Annotated in this window: 17 protein-coding genes and 1 pseudogene; 4 read left to right on the forward strand and 14 right to left on the reverse strand. The window is 67.6% G+C overall.

Annotated features, from left to right (window positions below; all coding sequences use genetic code 11):
• Positions 1–646 (forward strand): annotated as a pseudogene (locus AWB95_RS15300) (HNH endonuclease signature motif containing protein); the annotation flags it as partial.
• Positions 647–889: 243 nt separating this feature from the next.
• Here AWB95_RS15300 and AWB95_RS15310 read toward each other — a convergent pair.
• Genes AWB95_RS15310 through aldR form a run of 4 tightly spaced genes read right to left on the reverse strand, consistent with a single transcriptional unit; the run spans position 890 to position 3776 of the window.
• The gene (locus AWB95_RS15310) at positions 890–1108 is read right to left on the reverse strand and encodes a hypothetical protein (RefSeq protein WP_084706880.1); all 219 of its coding nucleotides are present in this window, start codon (positions 1106–1108) and stop codon (positions 890–892) included.
• Between the two features lie 55 nt (positions 1109–1163).
• Positions 1164–1634 (reverse strand): SRPBCC family protein, encoded by a 471-nt coding sequence (locus AWB95_RS15315; RefSeq protein WP_062538168.1) that lies wholly within the window; start codon positions 1632–1634, stop codon positions 1164–1166.
• Between the two features lie 7 nt (positions 1635–1641).
• Positions 1642–3255: an AMP-binding protein gene (locus AWB95_RS15320; RefSeq protein ID WP_062538169.1), complete on the reverse strand. Its 1614-nt coding sequence runs from the start codon at positions 3253–3255 to the stop codon at positions 1642–1644.
• 5 nt (positions 3256–3260) lie between these two features.
• On the reverse strand, positions 3261–3776 hold the full coding sequence (gene aldR / locus AWB95_RS15325) for an HTH-type transcriptional regulator AldR (protein ID WP_062538170.1): 516 nt from the start codon (positions 3774–3776) through the stop codon (positions 3261–3263).
• Between the two features lie 80 nt (positions 3777–3856).
• On the opposite strand from aldR, the gene ald reads away from it, so the two are divergent.
• Positions 3857–4975, forward strand: coding sequence for an alanine dehydrogenase (gene ald, locus AWB95_RS15330; protein WP_062538171.1), 1119 nt, complete (start codon positions 3857–3859; stop codon positions 4973–4975).
• On the opposite strand, the gene AWB95_RS15335 is transcribed toward ald, so the two are convergent.
• From AWB95_RS15335 to AWB95_RS15360, 6 genes are all read right to left on the reverse strand, one after another.
• Positions 4964–5977, reverse strand: coding sequence for a nitronate monooxygenase (locus AWB95_RS15335; RefSeq protein ID WP_085168367.1), 1014 nt, complete (start codon positions 5975–5977; stop codon positions 4964–4966). The genes ald and AWB95_RS15335 overlap by 12 nt on opposite strands.
• Before the next feature lie 4 nt (positions 5978–5981).
• Positions 5982–7328 carry a M16 family metallopeptidase gene (locus AWB95_RS15340; RefSeq protein WP_062541285.1) on the reverse strand — a complete coding sequence of 449 codons (1347 nt, stop codon included), beginning with the start codon at positions 7326–7328 and terminating at the stop codon, positions 5982–5984.
• The gene (locus tag AWB95_RS15345) at positions 7306–9567 is read right to left on the reverse strand and encodes a polyribonucleotide nucleotidyltransferase (protein WP_084707299.1); all 2262 of its coding nucleotides are present in this window, start codon (positions 9565–9567) and stop codon (positions 7306–7308) included. Before AWB95_RS15345 ends, AWB95_RS15340 begins: the two co-directional genes overlap by 23 nt.
• 272 nt (positions 9568–9839) lie before the next feature.
• A complete protein-coding gene (lppU, locus tag AWB95_RS15350; RefSeq protein ID WP_062541287.1) occupies positions 9840–10346 on the reverse strand; it encodes an LppU family putative lipoprotein in 507 nt (168 codons plus the stop codon).
• A gap of 13 nt (positions 10347–10359) precedes the next feature.
• A complete protein-coding gene (gene rpsO / locus AWB95_RS15355) occupies positions 10360–10629 on the reverse strand; it encodes a 30S ribosomal protein S15 (RefSeq protein WP_062541288.1) in 270 nt (89 codons plus the stop codon).
• Positions 10630–10773: 144 nt separating this feature from the next.
• The gene (locus tag AWB95_RS15360) at positions 10774–11754 is read right to left on the reverse strand and encodes a bifunctional riboflavin kinase/FAD synthetase (RefSeq protein ID WP_062541289.1); all 981 of its coding nucleotides are present in this window, start codon (positions 11752–11754) and stop codon (positions 10774–10776) included.
• 38 nt (positions 11755–11792) lie between these two features.
• On the opposite strand from AWB95_RS15360, the gene mntR reads away from it, so the two are divergent.
• Positions 11793–12482 carry a manganese-binding transcriptional regulator MntR gene (gene mntR, locus AWB95_RS15365; protein WP_062541290.1) on the forward strand — a complete coding sequence of 230 codons (690 nt, stop codon included), beginning with the start codon at positions 11793–11795 and terminating at the stop codon, positions 12480–12482.
• Positions 12483–12541: 59 nt separating this feature from the next.
• On the opposite strand, the gene AWB95_RS15370 is transcribed toward mntR, so the two are convergent.
• The 4 genes from AWB95_RS15370 to AWB95_RS15385 are packed head-to-tail and all read right to left on the reverse strand — an operon-like array spanning position 12542 to position 16269.
• The gene (locus AWB95_RS15370; RefSeq protein ID WP_062541291.1) at positions 12542–13732 is read right to left on the reverse strand and encodes a lipid-transfer protein; all 1191 of its coding nucleotides are present in this window, start codon (positions 13730–13732) and stop codon (positions 12542–12544) included.
• Between the two features lie 31 nt (positions 13733–13763).
• Positions 13764–14642 (reverse strand): tRNA pseudouridine(55) synthase TruB, encoded by an 879-nt coding sequence (truB, locus tag AWB95_RS15375; protein WP_085168368.1) that lies wholly within the window; start codon positions 14640–14642, stop codon positions 13764–13766.
• On the reverse strand, positions 14639–15313 hold the full coding sequence (gene pptT / locus AWB95_RS15380; protein ID WP_062541293.1) for a 4'-phosphopantetheinyl transferase PptT: 675 nt from the start codon (positions 15311–15313) through the stop codon (positions 14639–14641). The genes truB and pptT overlap by 4 nt, the downstream gene beginning before the upstream one ends.
• Positions 15310–16269, reverse strand: a complete 960-nt coding sequence (locus AWB95_RS15385) for a metallophosphoesterase family protein (RefSeq protein ID WP_062541294.1) — start codon at positions 16267–16269, stop codon at positions 15310–15312. Before AWB95_RS15385 ends, pptT begins: the two co-directional genes overlap by 4 nt.
• Before the next feature lie 87 nt (positions 16270–16356).
• On the opposite strand from AWB95_RS15385, the gene AWB95_RS15390 reads away from it, so the two are divergent.
• Positions 16357–16929 carry a DUF3558 domain-containing protein gene (locus tag AWB95_RS15390; RefSeq protein ID WP_062541296.1) on the forward strand — a complete coding sequence of 191 codons (573 nt, stop codon included), beginning with the start codon at positions 16357–16359 and terminating at the stop codon, positions 16927–16929.
• Positions 16930–16958 lie beyond the last annotated feature (29 nt).

The following is a 16958-nucleotide window of genomic DNA, read 5'->3' on the forward strand; positions in this document are numbered from 1 at the left end:
CGCCCCCGGCATGTGCAACCCCGACGACCCCCACCCCTGCACCACCGGCGAACCACCCGAGGAACTGGCCCGCACCGACACCCGCGGACACGCCCAACGCCAACACGACGCCCTCAACGCCCTGGTGCGCGGCCAACTCGGCAACCCCAAACTCGGCGTGCACAAGGGCCTGCCCGTCACCGTGATCGTGTCCACCACCCTGGCCGAACTACTCGCCGGCACCGGGCACGCCATCACCGCCGGCGGCACCCTGCTCCCCATGCGCGATCTGATCCGCATGGCCAGCCACGCCTACCACTACCTGGCCGTCTTCGACCACCACACCGAGCGCCCGCTGTATCTGGGCCGCACCAAACGCATCGCCTCACCCGATCAACGCATCGTGCTCTACGCAAAAGACCGCGGCTGCACCCGCCCCAACTGCGACGTACCCGCCTACTGGACCGAAGCCCACCACAAGAAAAGCTGGGCCCGCGGCGGCACCACCGACATCACCAACCTCACCCTAGCCTGCAACCCCGACAACGGCATCGCCGAAAACGGCTGGCTCACAATACAAACAGCCGACGGCCAAACCCAATGGATCCCCCCACCACACCTCGACCACGGCCAACCCCGCACCAACAACTACCACCACCCCGAACGCCAGCTGATCAGCTCCCGCGCGAGTGGGAGAACAGCAGCACTGGCCACGAGACGATGGACGCCATCAGCCTCACCAACGCGTCGTTGCCCTGCTCGACCTGTACTTGACGCAATCCCTCGCCGTACGCGCCCGACACGACGGCGCCGACGACCAGATACGGAATCGCGGCCAGCAGCGCAATTTCGACGAGCGCCCCAATGCTGACCGGATAGTTCAGCACCCTGCGCACGACGGAGAGCAGCATCAGGCACACCCCGCCAATCCCAGCGCCGGCCACAGCAGGATCGAGAAAAGGAGCGACATCATCAGGTCCACGCCGTGCAGCTGATCCAGATGAGCGGTGTGGGTGCTGGTCCAGGCAATGCCCATAGCCAGGTACGGAACGCCCAACACCGCACCGATGCACAGGATTTCGACGATGGTCAGCTGAAAGTTCAGTAGCCGTTCAATCGCGGTGAGCACACCCGTATGTTAACGGCGATTCTCGACGATGGTCGCGGATTCGGGCAGTCGGGCGCTAGCCGGCCTCGGCGCGTTCCTTCAACCGCTGCAAGGTGAGCCGGATGTGCTCGGCGTTGGCGGCGGTGCGGTCACGGACACCGGTAGTCAATGGCGTTACCCAGCGGATCCAGCGCCACCGGTGGTCCCAGGTGCTCTCCGTGACACGGCACCCGCCGTCGACAGCGGCGAAGTCGTATTGCCAACGCGCCACCGGGATTACGCCCGAGCGCACCTCGAATGCGAACAACCGCCCCGGCCCGGCGTCGGTGACGGTGCACGTCGTGCTCCAGCGCCGTCCGCCGTTTCGGTTGTGGCCCGTGAACACCGCACCCGGGTGGGCGGCGTCACCCCTGCGCCACCGCATCGCGACGGTCTCCTCGGCCATCGACGCCAGCGTCGGCAGGTCGGTGACCAGCGCGTACACCGCATCCGGGCTGGCGTTGATGTCCACAGTGGCTGTGGCGGACGGCGATCCGGGGTCAGTCATCGGGTGATCATAAGCGCAGCAATCTGATGCTCTCCTCGCGCATGTCGACTTTGCGGACCTTGCCGGTGACGGTCATCGGGAACTCGTCGACGACGTGGACGTAGCGGGGGATTTTGTAGTGCGCCAGCTTGCCGGTGGCGAAGGCGCGCACTGCCCCGGCGTCGAGTGGGCGCCGCCCGGGCTTCATCCGAATCCACGCGCAGATCTCTTCGCCATAGCGCTCGTCGGGCACGCCGACCACTTGCGCCTCGTCGATGTCTGGATGGGTAAGCAGAAATTCTTCGATCTCTCGCGGGTACACGTTCTCCCCGCCGCGGATCACCACGTCCTTGAGCCGCCCAACGACGTTGCAGTAGCCGTCTTCTCGCATCACGGCAAGATCGCCGCTGTGCATCCACCCGTCGGTGTCGATCACTTCGCGCGTCTGAGCCTCGTCCCGCCAGTAGCCCAGCATCACCGAATACCCGCGGGCGCAGAACTCCCCCGGCTGCCCGCGCTCGACAATCTCGCCGCTCTCCGGATCGACGATCTTGATCTCCACATGCGGGTGCGCCCGGCCGACCGTCGCGGTGCGCCGTTCGAGGTCGTCGTCGATGAGGGTCTGACACGACACCGGTGACGTCTCCGTCATGCCGTAGGCGATGGCCACCTCGGTCATATTCATCTCGGCCACACAGCGTTTCATCACCTCGATTGGGCAGACCGAGCCGGCCATGATCCCGGTGCGCAGCGACGACAGGTCGAACGCCGCGAAGTCGGGATGGCCCAGCATCGCGATGAACATCGTCGGCACGCCGTAGACAGCCGTGCAGCGTTCGGCCTCGATCGCCGCCAGGGTAGCCCCGGCGTCGAACACTGGTGCGGGGATCACCATGGTGGCGCCGTGTGTGGTGCAGCCCAGGTTGGCCAGCACCATTCCGAAGCAGTGGTAGAACGGCACTGGTATGCACAGCCGATCGGCAGGCCCCAAGCCGATCAGTTCGGTGGTGAAAAAGCCGTTGTTGAGGATGTTGCGATGCGACAGTGTCGCGCCCTTGGGAAATCCGGTGGTTCCCGACGTGTACTGGATGTTGATCGGGTCGCGGTTGTTCAAAGCCGCGCTGCGGCTGCGCAATTCGTCGACGGGCACTTCGGCTGCGCGGTTGCACAGGGCGTCCCAGTCGTCGGTGTCGAGGAAGACGACCTCTGCGATGGTGCCCCACTCGGGCCGCACCTCGTCGACCATGCGGGCGTAGTCCGAGGTCTTGAATGCGGTTGCCGAAATCAGCGTCCTGACACCGGACTGGTTGAGCGCGTAGGCCAATTCGTGCGTGCGGTACGCGGGGTTGATGTTGACCAGGATGGCGCCGATCTTCGCCGTCGCGTACTGCACGATCGTCCACTCGGCACAGTTCGGCGCCCAAATGCCAACCCGCTCACCGCGCGCGACCCCGAGCGCCATCAGTCCCCGGGCAATCAGATCGACCTCGGCATCGAGCTCGCCATAGGTCCAGCGGCGCTGCCGCGCAACCTCGACCAGCGCTTCGGCGTCCGGGTCCGCCGCCACCACGCGCTCGAAATTCTCGCCGATGGTCTCCTCGAGGATCGGCGTGTCCGTCGGGCCGGCGTCGTACGACTTCATCGGCGTCAGATCGGTGCCGCCCCACGCAAATGCTCGAAGATCAACGACGTCTGCGTGCCGGCGACGTCGGCGTCGGCGTTGAGGTTTTCGACGACGAACGCGCGCAGGTCCTCGGTGTCGCGGGCGGCGACGTGCAGCAGGAAGTCGTCGGGCCCGGCCAGGAAGTAGACGTCCATCACCTGCGGCTTGCGCCGGATCTGCGCAATGAAGCTGCGGATCTTGCCGCGGGCGGTGGACTGCAGGTTGACCGAAATCATTGCCTGCAAAGGCAACCCGACCGCCACCGGGTCGACGTCGGTGTAGAAGCCGCGGATCACGCCTAGGTCCAGCAAGCGCCGCAGGCGACCGTGGCAGGTCGACGGAGCGAGGCCGACCTTCTCGGCCAGGGCGCTGTTGGTCATCCGCGCGTCGGCGTGCAGCAGGGCCAGAATTCTGCGATCGACGTCGTCCAGCTCGACAGGCCGAACATTCTTCGGTGAGCTACCGGCCCCGCCCGTTGTATCCGTTGTCCGCACCGGCATATACCGACTCTACAGAATTATCGTCGCTCTGTTTGCTGACCTACCGAACTTTCTTCACAATTGATGAAGAAGGAGCCATCATGCGAGTCGGCATTCCCACCGAGACCAAGAACAACGAGTTCCGGGTGGCGATCACCCCGGCAGGGGTCGCCGAACTCACCCACCGCGGCCACGACGTCCTCGTCCAGTCCGGCGCCGGCGAGGGCTCGGCGATCAGCGACGGCGACTTCAAGGCGGCTGGCGCGCAACTGATCAGCACCGCCGAGCAAGTGTGGGCCGAGGCGGACCTCTTGCTCAAGGTCAAGGAGCCCATGCCGGCCGAGTACTCGCGCCTGCGTCGCGGGCAGACATTGTTCACTTTCCTGCATCTGGCCGCGTCCCGATCCTGCACCGACGCGCTGTTGGCATCTGGGACAACCTCGATCGCCTACGAGACGGTCCAGACCGTCGACGGCGCGCTGCCGCTGCTGGCGCCGATGAGCGAGGTCGCCGGCCGACTCTCCGCCCAAGTCGGCGCCTATCACCTGATGCGCACCCGCGGCGGTCGCGGCGTGCTGATGGGTGGGGTACCGGGCGTCGAGCCGGCCGATGTCGTGGTGATCGGTGGCGGCACCGCCGGCCGCAACGCCGCCAGGGTCGCCAGCGGAATGGGTGCCACCGTCACAGTTCTCGACGTCGACATCGACAAGTTGCGCGCCGTGGACGCCGAATTCCGCGGCCGGGTGCACACCCGCTATTCGTCGGCCTACGAGCTCGAGGATGCTGTCCGGCATGCCGACCTGGTCATCGGGGCGGTGCTGGTGCCGGGCCGCAAAGCCCCCACGGTTGTGCCGAATTCGCTTGTCGCGCAAATGAAGACGGGAGCAGTGCTAGTGGACATCGCGATCGACCAGGGCGGCTGCTTCGAGGATTCCCGCCCGACCACCCACGACAACCCGACATTCGCCGTGCACGACACCGTGTTCTACTGCGTGACGAACATGCCGGCCTCGGTGCCCAAGACGTCGACGCAGGCGTTGACCAACGCCACCATGCCGTATGTGCTTGCGCTGGCCGACCGCGGCTGGCAAGCCGCCTGCCGATCGTATCCCGCACTGGCAAAAGGGCTTTCGACGCACGAGGGCGCACTGCTGTCGGAGCGCGTGGCCGCGGACCTGGGGTTGCCGTTCACCGACCCCGCCAGCGCGCTACACGAGTGAGGCCACGATGTCCGCGGCGGGGCCGGTCCGGGCAGAGGCGAATGCCGTTCCGGCCCAGAGGTTTGTGCCGTGCGGGTCGTCGGCCTCGACCGCGGCCCTACGGATCGGCGACGTCATGTGGTTGACCTCGGGGTAGCCCAGCGGTGCGACGTCGTCGAGCAAGCGGGTGAAGTCATTCTCCAAGCCGCGCGCATACCGTCCGGAGAAGGCCCGGGTGACCGTCGTCTTGCCGAACTGCGGGTTCTGCAGGGCGGTCCGGTGCGCGAAGTTGGTCCCGGCTTCGTCCGACAGCAGCAGCGCGGTGCCGACCTGAGCAGCCACCGCTCCCCTGCTCAGCACTTTGGCGACGTCGTCGGCGGTGCCCAGCCCGCCGGCGGCGATCAGCGGGACCTTGTGCGCGGCGCCGATCCGGTCCAGCAGTTCGCCCAGCGACTCCTCGCCGGGCGGCATGTCCGGCGCGAACGTGCCGCGATGCCCGCCGGCGCCGGGTCCCTGCACCACCAGCCCGTCGGCGCCCGCGGCCACCGCAATGCCCGCCTCGTACGCGGACGTGACGGTGATCAGCAACACGATCCCCAACGCGCCGAACCACCGTAGGACGTCCGGTGGCGGCGCGCCGAAGGTGAACGACACCACCTCCGGACGTACATCCGCGATGACCTCGAGCTTGCGCTGCCAGTCGTCGTCGCTGAACCGGGGCCGGCCCACCTCGACGTCGTAGTGCTCGGCGAGCTCGTCGAGCGCCTCGGCGTAGTGGTCCAACTGGACGTAGTCGGCCGCGCTGGGTTGCGGCACAAACAGGTTGGCGCCGATCGGCCCGTTGGTGGCCGCCCGCGCGGCCGCGATGTCGTCGGCGAATTCCTCCGGGCTCACGTATCCGCCGGCGATGAAACCCATGCCGCCAGCATTGGACACGGCCGCGGCCAGCTCCGGCGTCCCGGGGCCGCCTGCCATCGGCGCACCCACCACCGGCACCGCGAGATCCCAGAAGCCCAAGACCATGGGGTTACTGTACTATCGCCCGAAGCCGTTGCGGCAGTGATCGTTTCGAGTGGTGCGGACCGACAACGGCCACACCGTAGGGCTTGGTCAGAAGTCGCCGCGCCACCGCGTTGACCTCGTCGACGGTCACCTGGTCGAGCTCGTGCAGCGTCTGCTCGATGCTGCGGTGTTCGCCGTAATTCAGTTCGCTGCGGCCGATCCGGTTCATCCGTGAACTGGAGTCCTCCAGCCCGAGCACCAGCCCGCCGCGCAACGACCCCTTCGCGATTCGGCACTCGGCTTCGGTGATGCCGTCGCGGGCGACCGACTCCAGCACGTCGCACGTCACGCGCACCACTTCGTCGAAACGTTCGGGCAGGCAGGCGGCATACACCGAGAGCGCGCCGCTGTCGGCGAACACGTCCAGCGACGAGTAGACGGAGTAGGCCAGCCCGCGCGACTCGCGAACCTGTTGGAACAACCGGGAACTCAACCCACCGCCCAGCGCGGTGTGCAGCACCGACATCGCCCAGCGATGCTCCCAGTGCCGGCCCGGCGTGCGCACACCCAACGACAGATGCGTCTGCTCGGCGTCCCGGTTTGCCACCGCCAGCCGGGGTCGCCCGGTCACCCGGCCGGTGCCTTTGCGCGGCGCCACCGGCCGGCGCCCGCGGACCAGCCGCGGCCCGAAGTGTTCGCGGACCAACGCCACTACCTCGTCGTGGTCGATGTTGCCGGCCACGGCGACCACCATCCGCTCGGGTGTGTAGCGGCGCAGGTGAAACGAATGCAGCTGGGCGCGCGTCATCGCCGACACCGACGCGACGCTGCCGATCACCGGGCGGCCCACCGGATGGTCCCCGAACAGCGCGGCAAGGAAAACATCGGCAAGCGCGTCCTCGGGGTCGTCGTCGCGCATCGCGATCTCCTCGAGCACCACGTCGCGTTCCAGCTCGACGTCCTCGGCGGCGCAGCGCCCGTTGAGCACCACGTCGGCGACCAGGTCCACGGCCAGCTCCAGATCGCTGTCGAGCACATGCGCGTAGTAGCAGGTGTGTTCCTTGGCGGTGAACGCGTTGAGCTCACCGCCGACGGCGTCCACCGCCTGCGCGATGTCGACCGCGGTTCGGGTGGGGGTGGCCTTGAACAGCAAGTGCTCCAGGAAGTGCGCCGCGCCGGCCACTGTGGCGCCCTCGTCGCGCGAGCCGACGCCCACCCAGACACCCACCGACGCGGATCGCACCGCGGGCAGGTATTCGGTGACGACGCGCAGACCGCCCGGCAAGGTGGTGCGACACACCGCGGCAGACGGCTCGGCGCCGTTCCTGCCGCGGCGCAACGCGCCCGTCTTAGCTGCCGGTGGTCGCGGCATCGGCCGGCGCGGCCCCCGAGTCGGCAGAGCCCCCGGAAGCGGCGTCTTCGGCGACCAAGATCAACGAGATCTTGCCGCGCTTGTCGATGTCGGCGATCTCCACCCGCAGCTTGTCGCCCACGTTGACGACGTCCTCGACCTGGGCGATGCGCTTACCCTTGCCGAGCTTGGAGATGTGCACCAGCCCGTCACGCCCGGGCAGCAGCGACACGAACGCGCCGAAATCGGTTGTCTTGACCACGGTTCCGAGGAACCGCTCGCCGACCTTGGGCAGCTGCGGGTTGGCGATCGCGTTGATCTTGTCGATCGCGGCCTGCGCCGACAGGCCGTCGGTGGCACCGACGAACACGGTGCCGTCGTCCTCGATCGAGATCTGCGCGCCGGTCTCCTCGGTGATCGCGTTGATGATCTTGCCCTTGGGGCCGATCACCTCGCCGATCTTGTCGACCGGCACCTTGATCGTGGTAACCCGCGGAGCGTAGGGGCTCATCTCGTCGGGGCGGTCGATGGCCTCGGCCATCACCTCGAGGATGGTGAGCCGCGCGTCGCGGGCCTGCGACAGCGCGCCGGCCAGCACCTGCGACGGGATCCCGTCGAGCTTGGTGTCCAGCTGCAGCGCGGTGACGAAGTCCTTGGTGCCGGCGACCTTGAAGTCCATGTCGCCGAAGGCATCTTCGGCGCCGAGGATGTCGGTCAGGGTGACGAACCGCCGCTCGGTTCCGCCACCGTCGATCTCGACGTCGTCGGAGACCAGGCCCATCGCGATGCCGGCGACCGGCGCCTTGAGCGGCACCCCGGCATTGAGCAGCGCCAGCGTCGACGCGCATACCGAGCCCATCGACGTGGAACCGTTGGAGCCCAACGCTTCCGAGACCTGGCGGATCGCGTACGGGAACTCCTCGACGCTGGGCAGTACCGGAACCAGCGCCCGCTCGGCCAGCGCGCCGTGCCCGATCTCGCGGCGCTTGGGCGAGCCGACCCGGCCGGTTTCACCGGTCGAATACGGCGGGAAGTTGTAGTGGTGCATGTAGCGCTTCGATGTTTCCGGCCCGAGCGAGTCGATCTGCTGGGCCATCTTCATCATGTCCAGCGTGGTGATGCCCAGGATCTGGGTCTCGCCGCGCTCGAACAGCGCGCTGCCGTGGGCTCGCGGCACCACGGCGACTTCGGCGCTCAAAGCGCGGATGTCGGTGATACCCCGGCCGTCGATGCGGAAGTGGTCGGTCAGGATACGTTGGCGCACAAGCTTTTTGGTCAACGCGCGGAAGGCCGCGGCGACCTCTTTCTCGCGGCCGGCGTACGTGTCGGCAAGCCGCTCGAGCACCTCGGCCTTGATCTCCTCGGTGCGGTTGTTGCGTTCGGTCTTGCCGGAGATGGTCAGCGCCTTGGCCAGCTCCTCGGTGGCCACCGAGGACACCGAGTAGTACACGTCGTCGCCGTAGTCGGGGAACAACGGGTACTCGGCGGTCGGCTTCGCGGCCGCGTCGGCCAGCTCCTGCTGCGCGGCGCACAGCTTCGCGATGAACGGCTTGGCGGCTTCCAGGCCTTGCGCCACAACGGTTTCCGTCGGGGCCTGGGCACCGCCGTCGATCAGTTCGATGACGTTCTCGGTGGCCTCGGCCTCGACCATCATGATCGCCACATCACTGTCGACCACCCGGCCGGCCACCACCATGTCGAACACGGCGCGCTCGGTCTGCTCGACCGTCGGGAAGGCCACCCAGGTGCCGTCGATGAGCGCGACTCGCACACCGCCGACGGGGCCGGAGAACGGCAGGCCGGCCAGCTGGGTGGAGGCCGACGCGGCGTTGATCGCCAGCACGTCGTAGAGGTCGTTGGGGTCCAGGCTCAGGATGGTCACCACGATCTGGATCTCGTTGCGCAGGCCGTCGACGAACGACGGGCGCAGCGGTCGGTCGATGAGCCGACAGGTCAGGATCGCGTCGGTGGACGGCCTGCCCTCGCGGCGGAAGAACGAGCCGGGGATGCGCCCAGCGGCGTACATGCGCTCCTCGACGTCGACCGTCAGCGGGAAGAAGTCGAAATGCTCCTTGGGGTTCTTGCTGGCGGTGGTCGCCGACAGCAGCATGTTCTCCTCGTCGAGATAGGCGACGACGGCGCCGGCGGCTTGCTGGGCCAGCCGGCCGGTTTCGAAGCGGATGGTGCGGGTGCCGAAGCTCCCGTTGTCGATGACGGCGGTCGTCTCGAACACGCCTTGTTCAATTTCAGCTACAGACATGACGTCCGTGCGGCCTCTCTGGTTTATTCAGCTGTTTTGCGTGGACACGCACAGCCCGCAGAACCTTGCCTGGATGCGGCTACGGCCGTCGATCGAAGCGGCCGGAGAAAGCCCCGGCCGCCACTACCGAAGACCGCCCGATACAGACTTGGCTTTCCTTTTCGGGTCCCGTCGTGACACTCGCTGGGACGGTGCGCGCGGATCGCACGAACCGCACCTGTTCGGGCCTATCCGGTCCAGAACGCCCTTACTCTACACGCCGACCTGGCGCTTTATGCCAGGTCCTCGACGCAGACCGCGAACCGCCGCTCGGAGTACGCATAGCCCACGCCGCTGGCGCACTGGTCGACGCTGACCGGATCCCCGAGGTCGCGGAGGATCTGGGTGGCGCGCTGGCGATGCGGCGCCGATTTGTCGTTGCAGTCGACGCGGACCGGGTCGGCGTTGTGGTCCGGGTCCACGCTCATGCAGCCGCCGACCACCCAGTCGATGTCCAGGCAAGCGGTGTTGTTGGAGTCGCTGAATGTGTTGCGCATCGAATACGACGAGTCGACGTCGGCGGGGCACTGTTCCCGGTCGGCGACTCTGGCCGCGACCTTGAAGTTCGACGTCCGGCTTCCGCACGCCACCTTGGCCGCCTCCGGCCGATCGGCGGTGCCACCAAGCCGGAGGCAATCACCGACCTTGAGGTCCGCGGCGTTGGCCGCAGACGCCGTGCAACCCGTCAGCCCCCCGATGATGACGAGTGCCGTGATTACGGCCGCGGGCCACGCGCGCATGGCGACCGGTGGATCAGCGACGCAGACCCAGCCGCTCGATGAGCGAGCGGTACCGCTCGACATCGATCTGGGCCACGTACTTGAGTAGGCGGCGGCGCCGGCCCACCAGCAGCAGCAACCCCCGCCGCGAGTGGTGGTCATGCTTGTGCACCTTGAGGTGCTCGGTCAGGTCTGCGATCCGCCTGGTCAGCAGCGCGACCTGCGCCTCCGGCGATCCGGTGTCGGTCTCATGCAGGCCGTAAGAGCCCAGGATTTCTTTTTTCTGCTCGGCAGTCAGCGCCACGAAATATCTCCATCAATTGGTCCGCGATCTTTGAATTCGGCGCGGCCGCCGCGAACCGCAGCACGCGCCGTGTCGTGGGGCAGTTTAGCAGTGGCGCCCGGCGCCGATGCAGAGCGCGTAGCGCGATGAGGAGAAGCCGGGCAATCAGGCCGAGCGGGCGGTGAGCAGGGCGCGCGCCCGTTCGGTGTCGGCGCCCATCGCGGCGATGAGCTCGTCGACCGATTCGAACTTCTCCTGGCCGCGGATGCGGGCGACGAAGTCCAGCGCCACATGCTGGCCGTACAGGTCGGCGGTGGTGTCCAGCACGAACGCCTCGACGGTCCGGGTCCGTCCGGAGAACGTCGGGTTGGTGCCCACTGACACCGCGGCCTGGTAGCGCTCGCCGGGCACGACGGTGCCGGTCACGGGTCCATGGCCCAGCACAGTGAACCAGGCGGCATACACCCCGTCGGCGGGGATGGCCGAGTACATCGGCGGGGCCACGTTGGCGGTGGGAAAGCCCAGCTTCTTGCCCCGCCCGTCGCCGCGGACCACCACACCCTCGACCCGGTGCGGGCGGCCCAGCGCCTCGGCGGCGGCCACCACGTCGCCGGCGTCGACGCAGGAGCGGATGTAGGTCGACGAGAACGTGACCGTCTCGCTGTCGTGGTGCTCTGACACCAGCGACATCGATTCCACCGCGAAGCCGAACCGCTCGCCGGCCCGGCGCAGCGTCTCGACCGTGCCCGCGGCCTTCTTGCCGAACGTGAAGTTCTCGCCGACCACCACTTCCACCACGTGCAGGTTCTCGACCAGCAGCTCGTGGATGTAGCGCTCCGGAGTCAGCTTCATGAAGTCGGTGGTGAACGGCATCACCAGGAACACGTCGATGCCGAACTCCTCGGCCAGCTCGGCGCGCCGCGTCAACGTGGTCAGCTGCGCCGGGTGACTGCCGGGGAACACCACCTCCATCGGATGCGGGTCGAAGGTCATCAACACGGTCGGCACGCCGCGCGCCCGGCCCGATTTCACCGCGTGCGCGATCAGCTCCGCGTGGCCCCGATGCAGCCCGTCGAACACCCCGATGGTGAGCACGCATCTGCCCCAGTCCGTGGGTATCTCGTCCTGGCCACGCCACCGTTGCACAACCGCAAGCCTACGGCGCGGGGCTTAAACTTCGGTGTGTGCGCCCCGATGACGAGCCTGGCGAGCTCACCCCCGTTGCCCAGGACTACCTGAAGGTCATCTGGAACGCCCAGGAGTGGTCTCGGGACAAGGTCAGCACCAAGATGCTGGCCGACCGGATCGGGGTGTCGGCCAGCACCGCCTCGGAGTCCATCCGCAAACTCGCCGAGCAGGGCTTGGTCGACCACGAAAAGTACGGCGCGGTGACGCTGACGGAGTCCGGCCGCCGCGCGGCACTGGCGATGGTGCGACGGCACCGGCTGCTGGAAACCTTTCTGGTCAACGAGCTGGGCTACAGCTGGGACGAGGTGCACGACGAGGCCGAGGTGCTCGAGCACGCGGTGTCCGACCGGCTGGTGGCCCGTATCGACGCCAAACTCGGCTATCCGCACCGCGACCCGCACGGCGACCCGATCCCGGCGTCCGACGGCCAGGTGCCGACGCCGCCGGCGCGCCAGCTGTGGGCCTGCCACGACGGCGAGGCCGGCACGGTGGCCCGCATCTCCGACGCCGATCCGGAGATGCTGCGGTACTTCGATTCCATCGGCATCAGCCTGGATTCGCGGCTGCGGGTGCTGGCCCGCCGCGAGTTCGCCGGAATGATCTCGGTGGCCGTCGAGTCCGGTGACGGCGTGGCCAACACCGTCGACCTGGGCAGCCCCGCCGCGTGCGCGATCTGGGTGGTCTAGATCCCTGGCGGTGATCGCAAGCGCGCCGAAGGCGGGCGCTGCGGGTCGCCGCCCGGAACCTAACGCTCCGCGCGCCGATAGGCGGTGACGACGGCCGCGCCGCCGAGCCCGATGTTGTGCTGCAGCGCAGCGCTCACATTGTCGACCTGACGCTTGTCGGCGGTGCCGCGCAGCTGCCAGGTCAGCTCGGCGCACTGCGCCAGACCCGTCGCCCCCAGCGGGTGGCCCTTGGAGATCAGGCCGCCCGACGGGTTGACCACCCAGCGGCCGCCGTAAGTGGTGTCGCCGTTGTCGATCAGCTTGGGTGCCTCGCCCTGACCGCACAGGCCCAGCGCCTCGTAGAGCAGCAACTCGTTGGCCGAGAAGCAGTCGTGCAGCTCGATCACCTGGAAGTCCTCGGGACCGAGGCCGGATTGCTCGTAAACACGTTGTGCGGCTTGGACATTCATGTCATAGCCGATCAGGTTCTTGGCGGTGCCGTCGAAGGTCGAGGCGAAGTCGGTCGTCATCGCCTGGCCAACGATCTCGGTCGCCTGGCCGGCGAGCCCGTGCTTGTCGACGAACTTTTCGCTCGCGAGGATCGCCGCGCCCGAACCGTCCGAGGTGGGCGAACACTGCAGCTTGGTCAGCGGATCGGAGATCATCCGCGCCGCCAGGATGTCCTCGAGGGTGTAGGACTCCTGGAACTGCGCGAACGGGTTGTTCACCGAGTGCTTGTGATTCTTGTAGCCGATCTTGGCGAAATGCTCTGCGGTGCTGCCGTATTGGCGCATGTGTTCGCGTCCGGCGGCGCCGAACATCCACGGTGCAACGGGCATCGCGAACTCGTCGATCTCGGCCATCGCCTTGACGTGCCGGGCCATTGGCGACTCACGGTCCTGGGCGCCGCCGCCCAACGACCCGGGTTGCATCTTCTCGAAGCCCAGCGCGATCGTGCAGTCGGCGAGCCCGCCGCGGATAGCCTGCGCCGCAAGGAAAAGCGCCGTCGAGCCGGTCGAGCAGTTGTTGTTGACGTTGACGATCGGAATCCCGGTCATGCCCAGCTCGTAGAGCGCCCGCTGCCCGGACGTCGAATCGCCGGCCACATAGCCGACGTAACCCTGCTCGACCTCGCGGTAGTCGATGCCCGCGTCTTCGAGCGCCTTGGTACCGGACTCCCTCGCCATGTCCGGGTAGTCCCAGTTTTCCCGGCGGCCCGGCTTCTCGAATTTCGTCATCCCGACGCCGACGACGTAAACCTTGTTTGTCATCGCCCTAGCGTACGGCTTGTTCCTCGCGCACCTACAGCGTGGCCGGGCGGATGACGACGACCGATTTCGTTCGGGGACCGTCGTCGCGCAGCAGCGCGATCACCCGGCCATCGGCGGCACAGGCGGCGTAGACGCCGTCGAGTCCGGCCGGCGCCAAGGCCCGCCCGTTGGCAGCAGCCTCGTCCTCCTCAGCGGTGAGCTGGCGGCGCGGAAACAGCTGCAGACACGCCTCGTCGAGGTCCAGGCTCAGGCGCGGCTGCTCAGCCAGCTCCTCGAGGGTGCGAGCCTGCTCCAGTCCGAAGCGGCCTACCCTGGTGCGCCGCAGTGCCGTCAAATGCGCGCCGACTCCCAGCGCGTCGCCGAGATCGCGGGCCAGCGCGCGGATGTAGGTGCCCGACGAGCAGTCCACCTCGACGTCGAGGTCGACCAGCCGGTCGTGGCGGCGCGCTGCCAGCAGGTCGAATCGGTCGATGCGCACCGGGCGCGCGGCCAGCTCGACTGTCTGGCCTTCGCGCGGGAGCCGATAGGCCCGCTGGCCGCCGACCTTGACCGCGCTGACCGCCGACGGCACCTGCATGATGTCGCCGCGCAGTCCGGCCATCGCCGCGTCAATCGCCTCGTCGGTCAGACGTGCGGCCGAAACCTCTTGCAGCACTTCACCTTCGGCGTCGTCGGTGGACGTCGACTGGCCGAGGCGGATCGTCGCAGCATAGGACTTCGACGCCCCACTGAGCAGTCCGAGAATCTTGGTCGCCCGCTCGACCCCGATCACCAGCACGCCGGTGGCCATCGGGTCCAGCGTCCCGGCGTGGCCAACCCGGCGGGTGGCGAAGATGCGTCTACACCGGCCCACCACGTCGTGGCTCGTCATTCCGGCGGGCTTGTCGACGATGACAAGGCCAGCTGTCATAACACGATCGCCGTGAGTACCAAGTCGTTTCGCACCGACCACCGCCCCCGCAGGGCGGTCAACGGCGGGCCAGACAGCGCGGCGCCGTCGATCAGGATCTTCGAGACGAACGCCCCGGTGGAGCCCTCCGGATCCACGTCGAACACGATATGGGCGTCTTCGAAACCCAGCCATCGCCGCGTCAGCGGGAACCAGGCTTTGTACGTCGCCTCCTTGGCGCAGAACAAGACTCGGTCCCAGTGCAGCCCCGCGGGCAGCGCACCGATTTCGTGGCGTTCCTCGGCCAGCGTGATCGCGTCCAGCACCCCGTCTGGCAACACGTCGTGCGGTTCGGCGTCGATGCCCACCGAACGCACGGCGCTGCTGCGGCCAACCACGGCGCCGCGATAGCCGGTGCAGTGTGTGAGGCTGCCGACCACGCCGTCCGGCCAGCACGGTTCGCCCTTCTCGCCCTTGAGAATCGGCACCGGCGGTAACCCGAGTTCGCCCAACGCGACCCGGGCGCAATGGCGGGCGGTGATGAATTCGTTGCGCCTCTTGGCCACCGAACGGGCGATCAGCGGCTCCTCTTCGGGCAGGGGCGCCAGTCCGGGCGGGTCGGAATAGAGCTCGGCAAAAGCCAGATCACGAGCGTCGGGCAGCACCGACGACATCAGCGTCGTCTCGGTCATCGGGACTGCCGCTGCCGCAACCGTTCCCGGAACTGTTCGGCCTGCTTGCGCATTTCGGGGGTGATGACGAAGTGGCCGCCGAAATCGTTGAGATAGCCGGGGGCATACTGCGGGTCGGGCAGCACCTGACGCAGCCAGCTGAACGGCTTGCGACGCCGCCATTCTCGCGGGTAGCCCACGGATACCTCCTCGAATCGCACCCCGTCGTACCAGGTGGTGCGGGGAATGTGCAGGTGTCCGTAGACCGAGCAGGTCGCGTTGTAGCGGGTGTGCCAGTCGGCGGTCTCGGTGGTGCCGCACCACAGCGAGAACTCGGGGTAGAACAGCGCGTCGCAGGGCTCGCGCACCAGCGGGAAATGGTTGACCAGCACGGTCGGGGTCATCCAGTCGAGGTCTTCCAGGCGCTTGCGGGTGGCCGCCAACCGATCCCGGCACCAGGCCTCGCGGGTGCCGTACGGCTCGGGCGACAACAGGAATTCGTCGGTGGCGACCACGTTGCGCTCGCGTGCGATCGCCAGGCCTTCGGGTTTGGTCGTCGCACCTTCGGGCAGGAATGTGTAGTCGTAGAGCAGGAACATCGGCACGATCGTGGCCGGGCCGCCCCGCTCCGTCCACACCGGAAACGGATGCTCCGGCGTGACGATGCCCATCTCGTCGCACATGTGGACCAGGTAGTCGTAGCGGGCGCGGCCGAACACCTGCATCGGGTCCTTGCCGGTGGTCCACAGCTCGTGGTTACCGGGCACCCAGATGACCTTGGCGAACCGCCGCCGCAGCACATCCAGGGCCCAACGGATCTCGTCGGTGCGTTCGGCGACGTCACCGGCGACGATCAGCCAATCGTCCGGCGACGACGGGTGCAGCGATTCGGTGACGGGCTTGTTGCCGAGGTGACCGGTGTGCAGGTCGGAGACAGCCCACAGCGTCGGCTCGTGCCGCGTCGTTTCCCCAGCCACGACTCCTCAGCGTAACTGCCAACCGGGTGCGGACTGGAACACGTTCTCGTTAGACTGCCCGCCATGGCCGGAAACTGGCTCGTCAAGATGCGTCGGACCGCCACGCTTGGCGCACTGCTGATGGCGGTGATCGTGGTCTGGCAGAGCGCCCCGCCGGCCGGCACAGGCGGCGGCACGACTGTGCAGTTGCGCTCCACCGGCGCACCGCTGGAGCCGGCCACCACGATGAAGAGCCCGGTCGTGGCCACCACCGACCCCCGGCCGTTCGACCCCTGCGAGGACATCCCGTTCGACGTCATCCAGCGGCTCGGCCTGTCGTTCACGCCCCCCGAGCACGAGGAGGGCCTGCGCTGCCACTACGACGCGGGCAACTATCAGCTGGCCGTCGAGCCGATCATCTGGCGCAGCTACGAGCAGACGTTGCCGGCCGACGCCCTCGAGACCACGGTCAACGGTCACCGCGTCGCGCAGTACTGGGTGCTGAAGCCCACCTACCACAACAGCTACTGGTACGTGTCCTGCATGGTGGCGTTCAAGACCAGCTACGGGCTGATCCAGCAGGCGCTGTTCTACTCGACGGTCTACTCCGAACCCGACGTCGACTGCCCAGCCACCAATTTGCAACGGGCAAAAGACCTTTCGCCCTACTACGTGTTCTGATGCGGTGACGACGGCAGCCACCCGGTCTC

Origin of the sequence: Mycobacterium celatum, assembly GCF_002101595.1 — a bacterium.
Taxonomy (GTDB): domain Bacteria; phylum Actinomycetota; class Actinomycetes; order Mycobacteriales; family Mycobacteriaceae; genus Mycobacterium; species Mycobacterium celatum.

Bases quoted from the DNA above. Each gene is read 5' to 3' on its own strand.
- pptT (WP_062541293.1), bottom strand. From the start codon at position 15,313: ATGACCGAGACGACGCTGATGTCGTCGGTGCTGCCCGACGCTCGTGAT.
- AWB95_RS15335 (WP_085168367.1), bottom strand. From the start codon at position 5,977: ATGGTCTTGGGCTTCTGGGATCTCGCGGTGCCGGTGGTGGGTGCGCCG.
- AWB95_RS15390 (WP_062541296.1), top strand. From the start codon at position 16,357: ATGCGTCGGACCGCCACGCTTGGCGCACTGCTGATGGCGGTGATCGTG.
- ald (WP_062538171.1), top strand. From the start codon at position 3,857: ATGCGAGTCGGCATTCCCACCGAGACCAAGAACAACGAGTTCCGGGTG.
- truB (WP_085168368.1), bottom strand. From the start codon at position 14,642: ATGACAGCTGGCCTTGTCATCGTCGACAAGCCCGCCGGAATGACGAGC.
- AWB95_RS15370 (WP_062541291.1), bottom strand. From the start codon at position 13,732: ATGACAAACAAGGTTTACGTCGTCGGCGTCGGGATGACGAAATTCGAG.
- AWB95_RS15345 (WP_084707299.1), bottom strand. From the start codon at position 9,567: ATGTCTGTAGCTGAAATTGAACAAGGCGTGTTCGAGACGACCGCCGTC.
- AWB95_RS15320 (WP_062538169.1), bottom strand. From the start codon at position 3,255: ATGAAGTCGTACGACGCCGGCCCGACGGACACGCCGATCCTCGAGGAG.
- AWB95_RS15340 (WP_062541285.1), bottom strand. From the start codon at position 7,328: ATGCCGCGACCACCGGCAGCTAAGACGGGCGCGTTGCGCCGCGGCAGG.
- lppU (WP_062541287.1), bottom strand. From the start codon at position 10,346: ATGCGCGCGTGGCCCGCGGCCGTAATCACGGCACTCGTCATCATCGGG.
- AWB95_RS15315 (WP_062538168.1), bottom strand. From the start codon at position 1,634: ATGACTGACCCCGGATCGCCGTCCGCCACAGCCACTGTGGACATCAAC.
- aldR (WP_062538170.1), bottom strand. From the start codon at position 3,776: ATGCCGGTGCGGACAACGGATACAACGGGCGGGGCCGGTAGCTCACCG.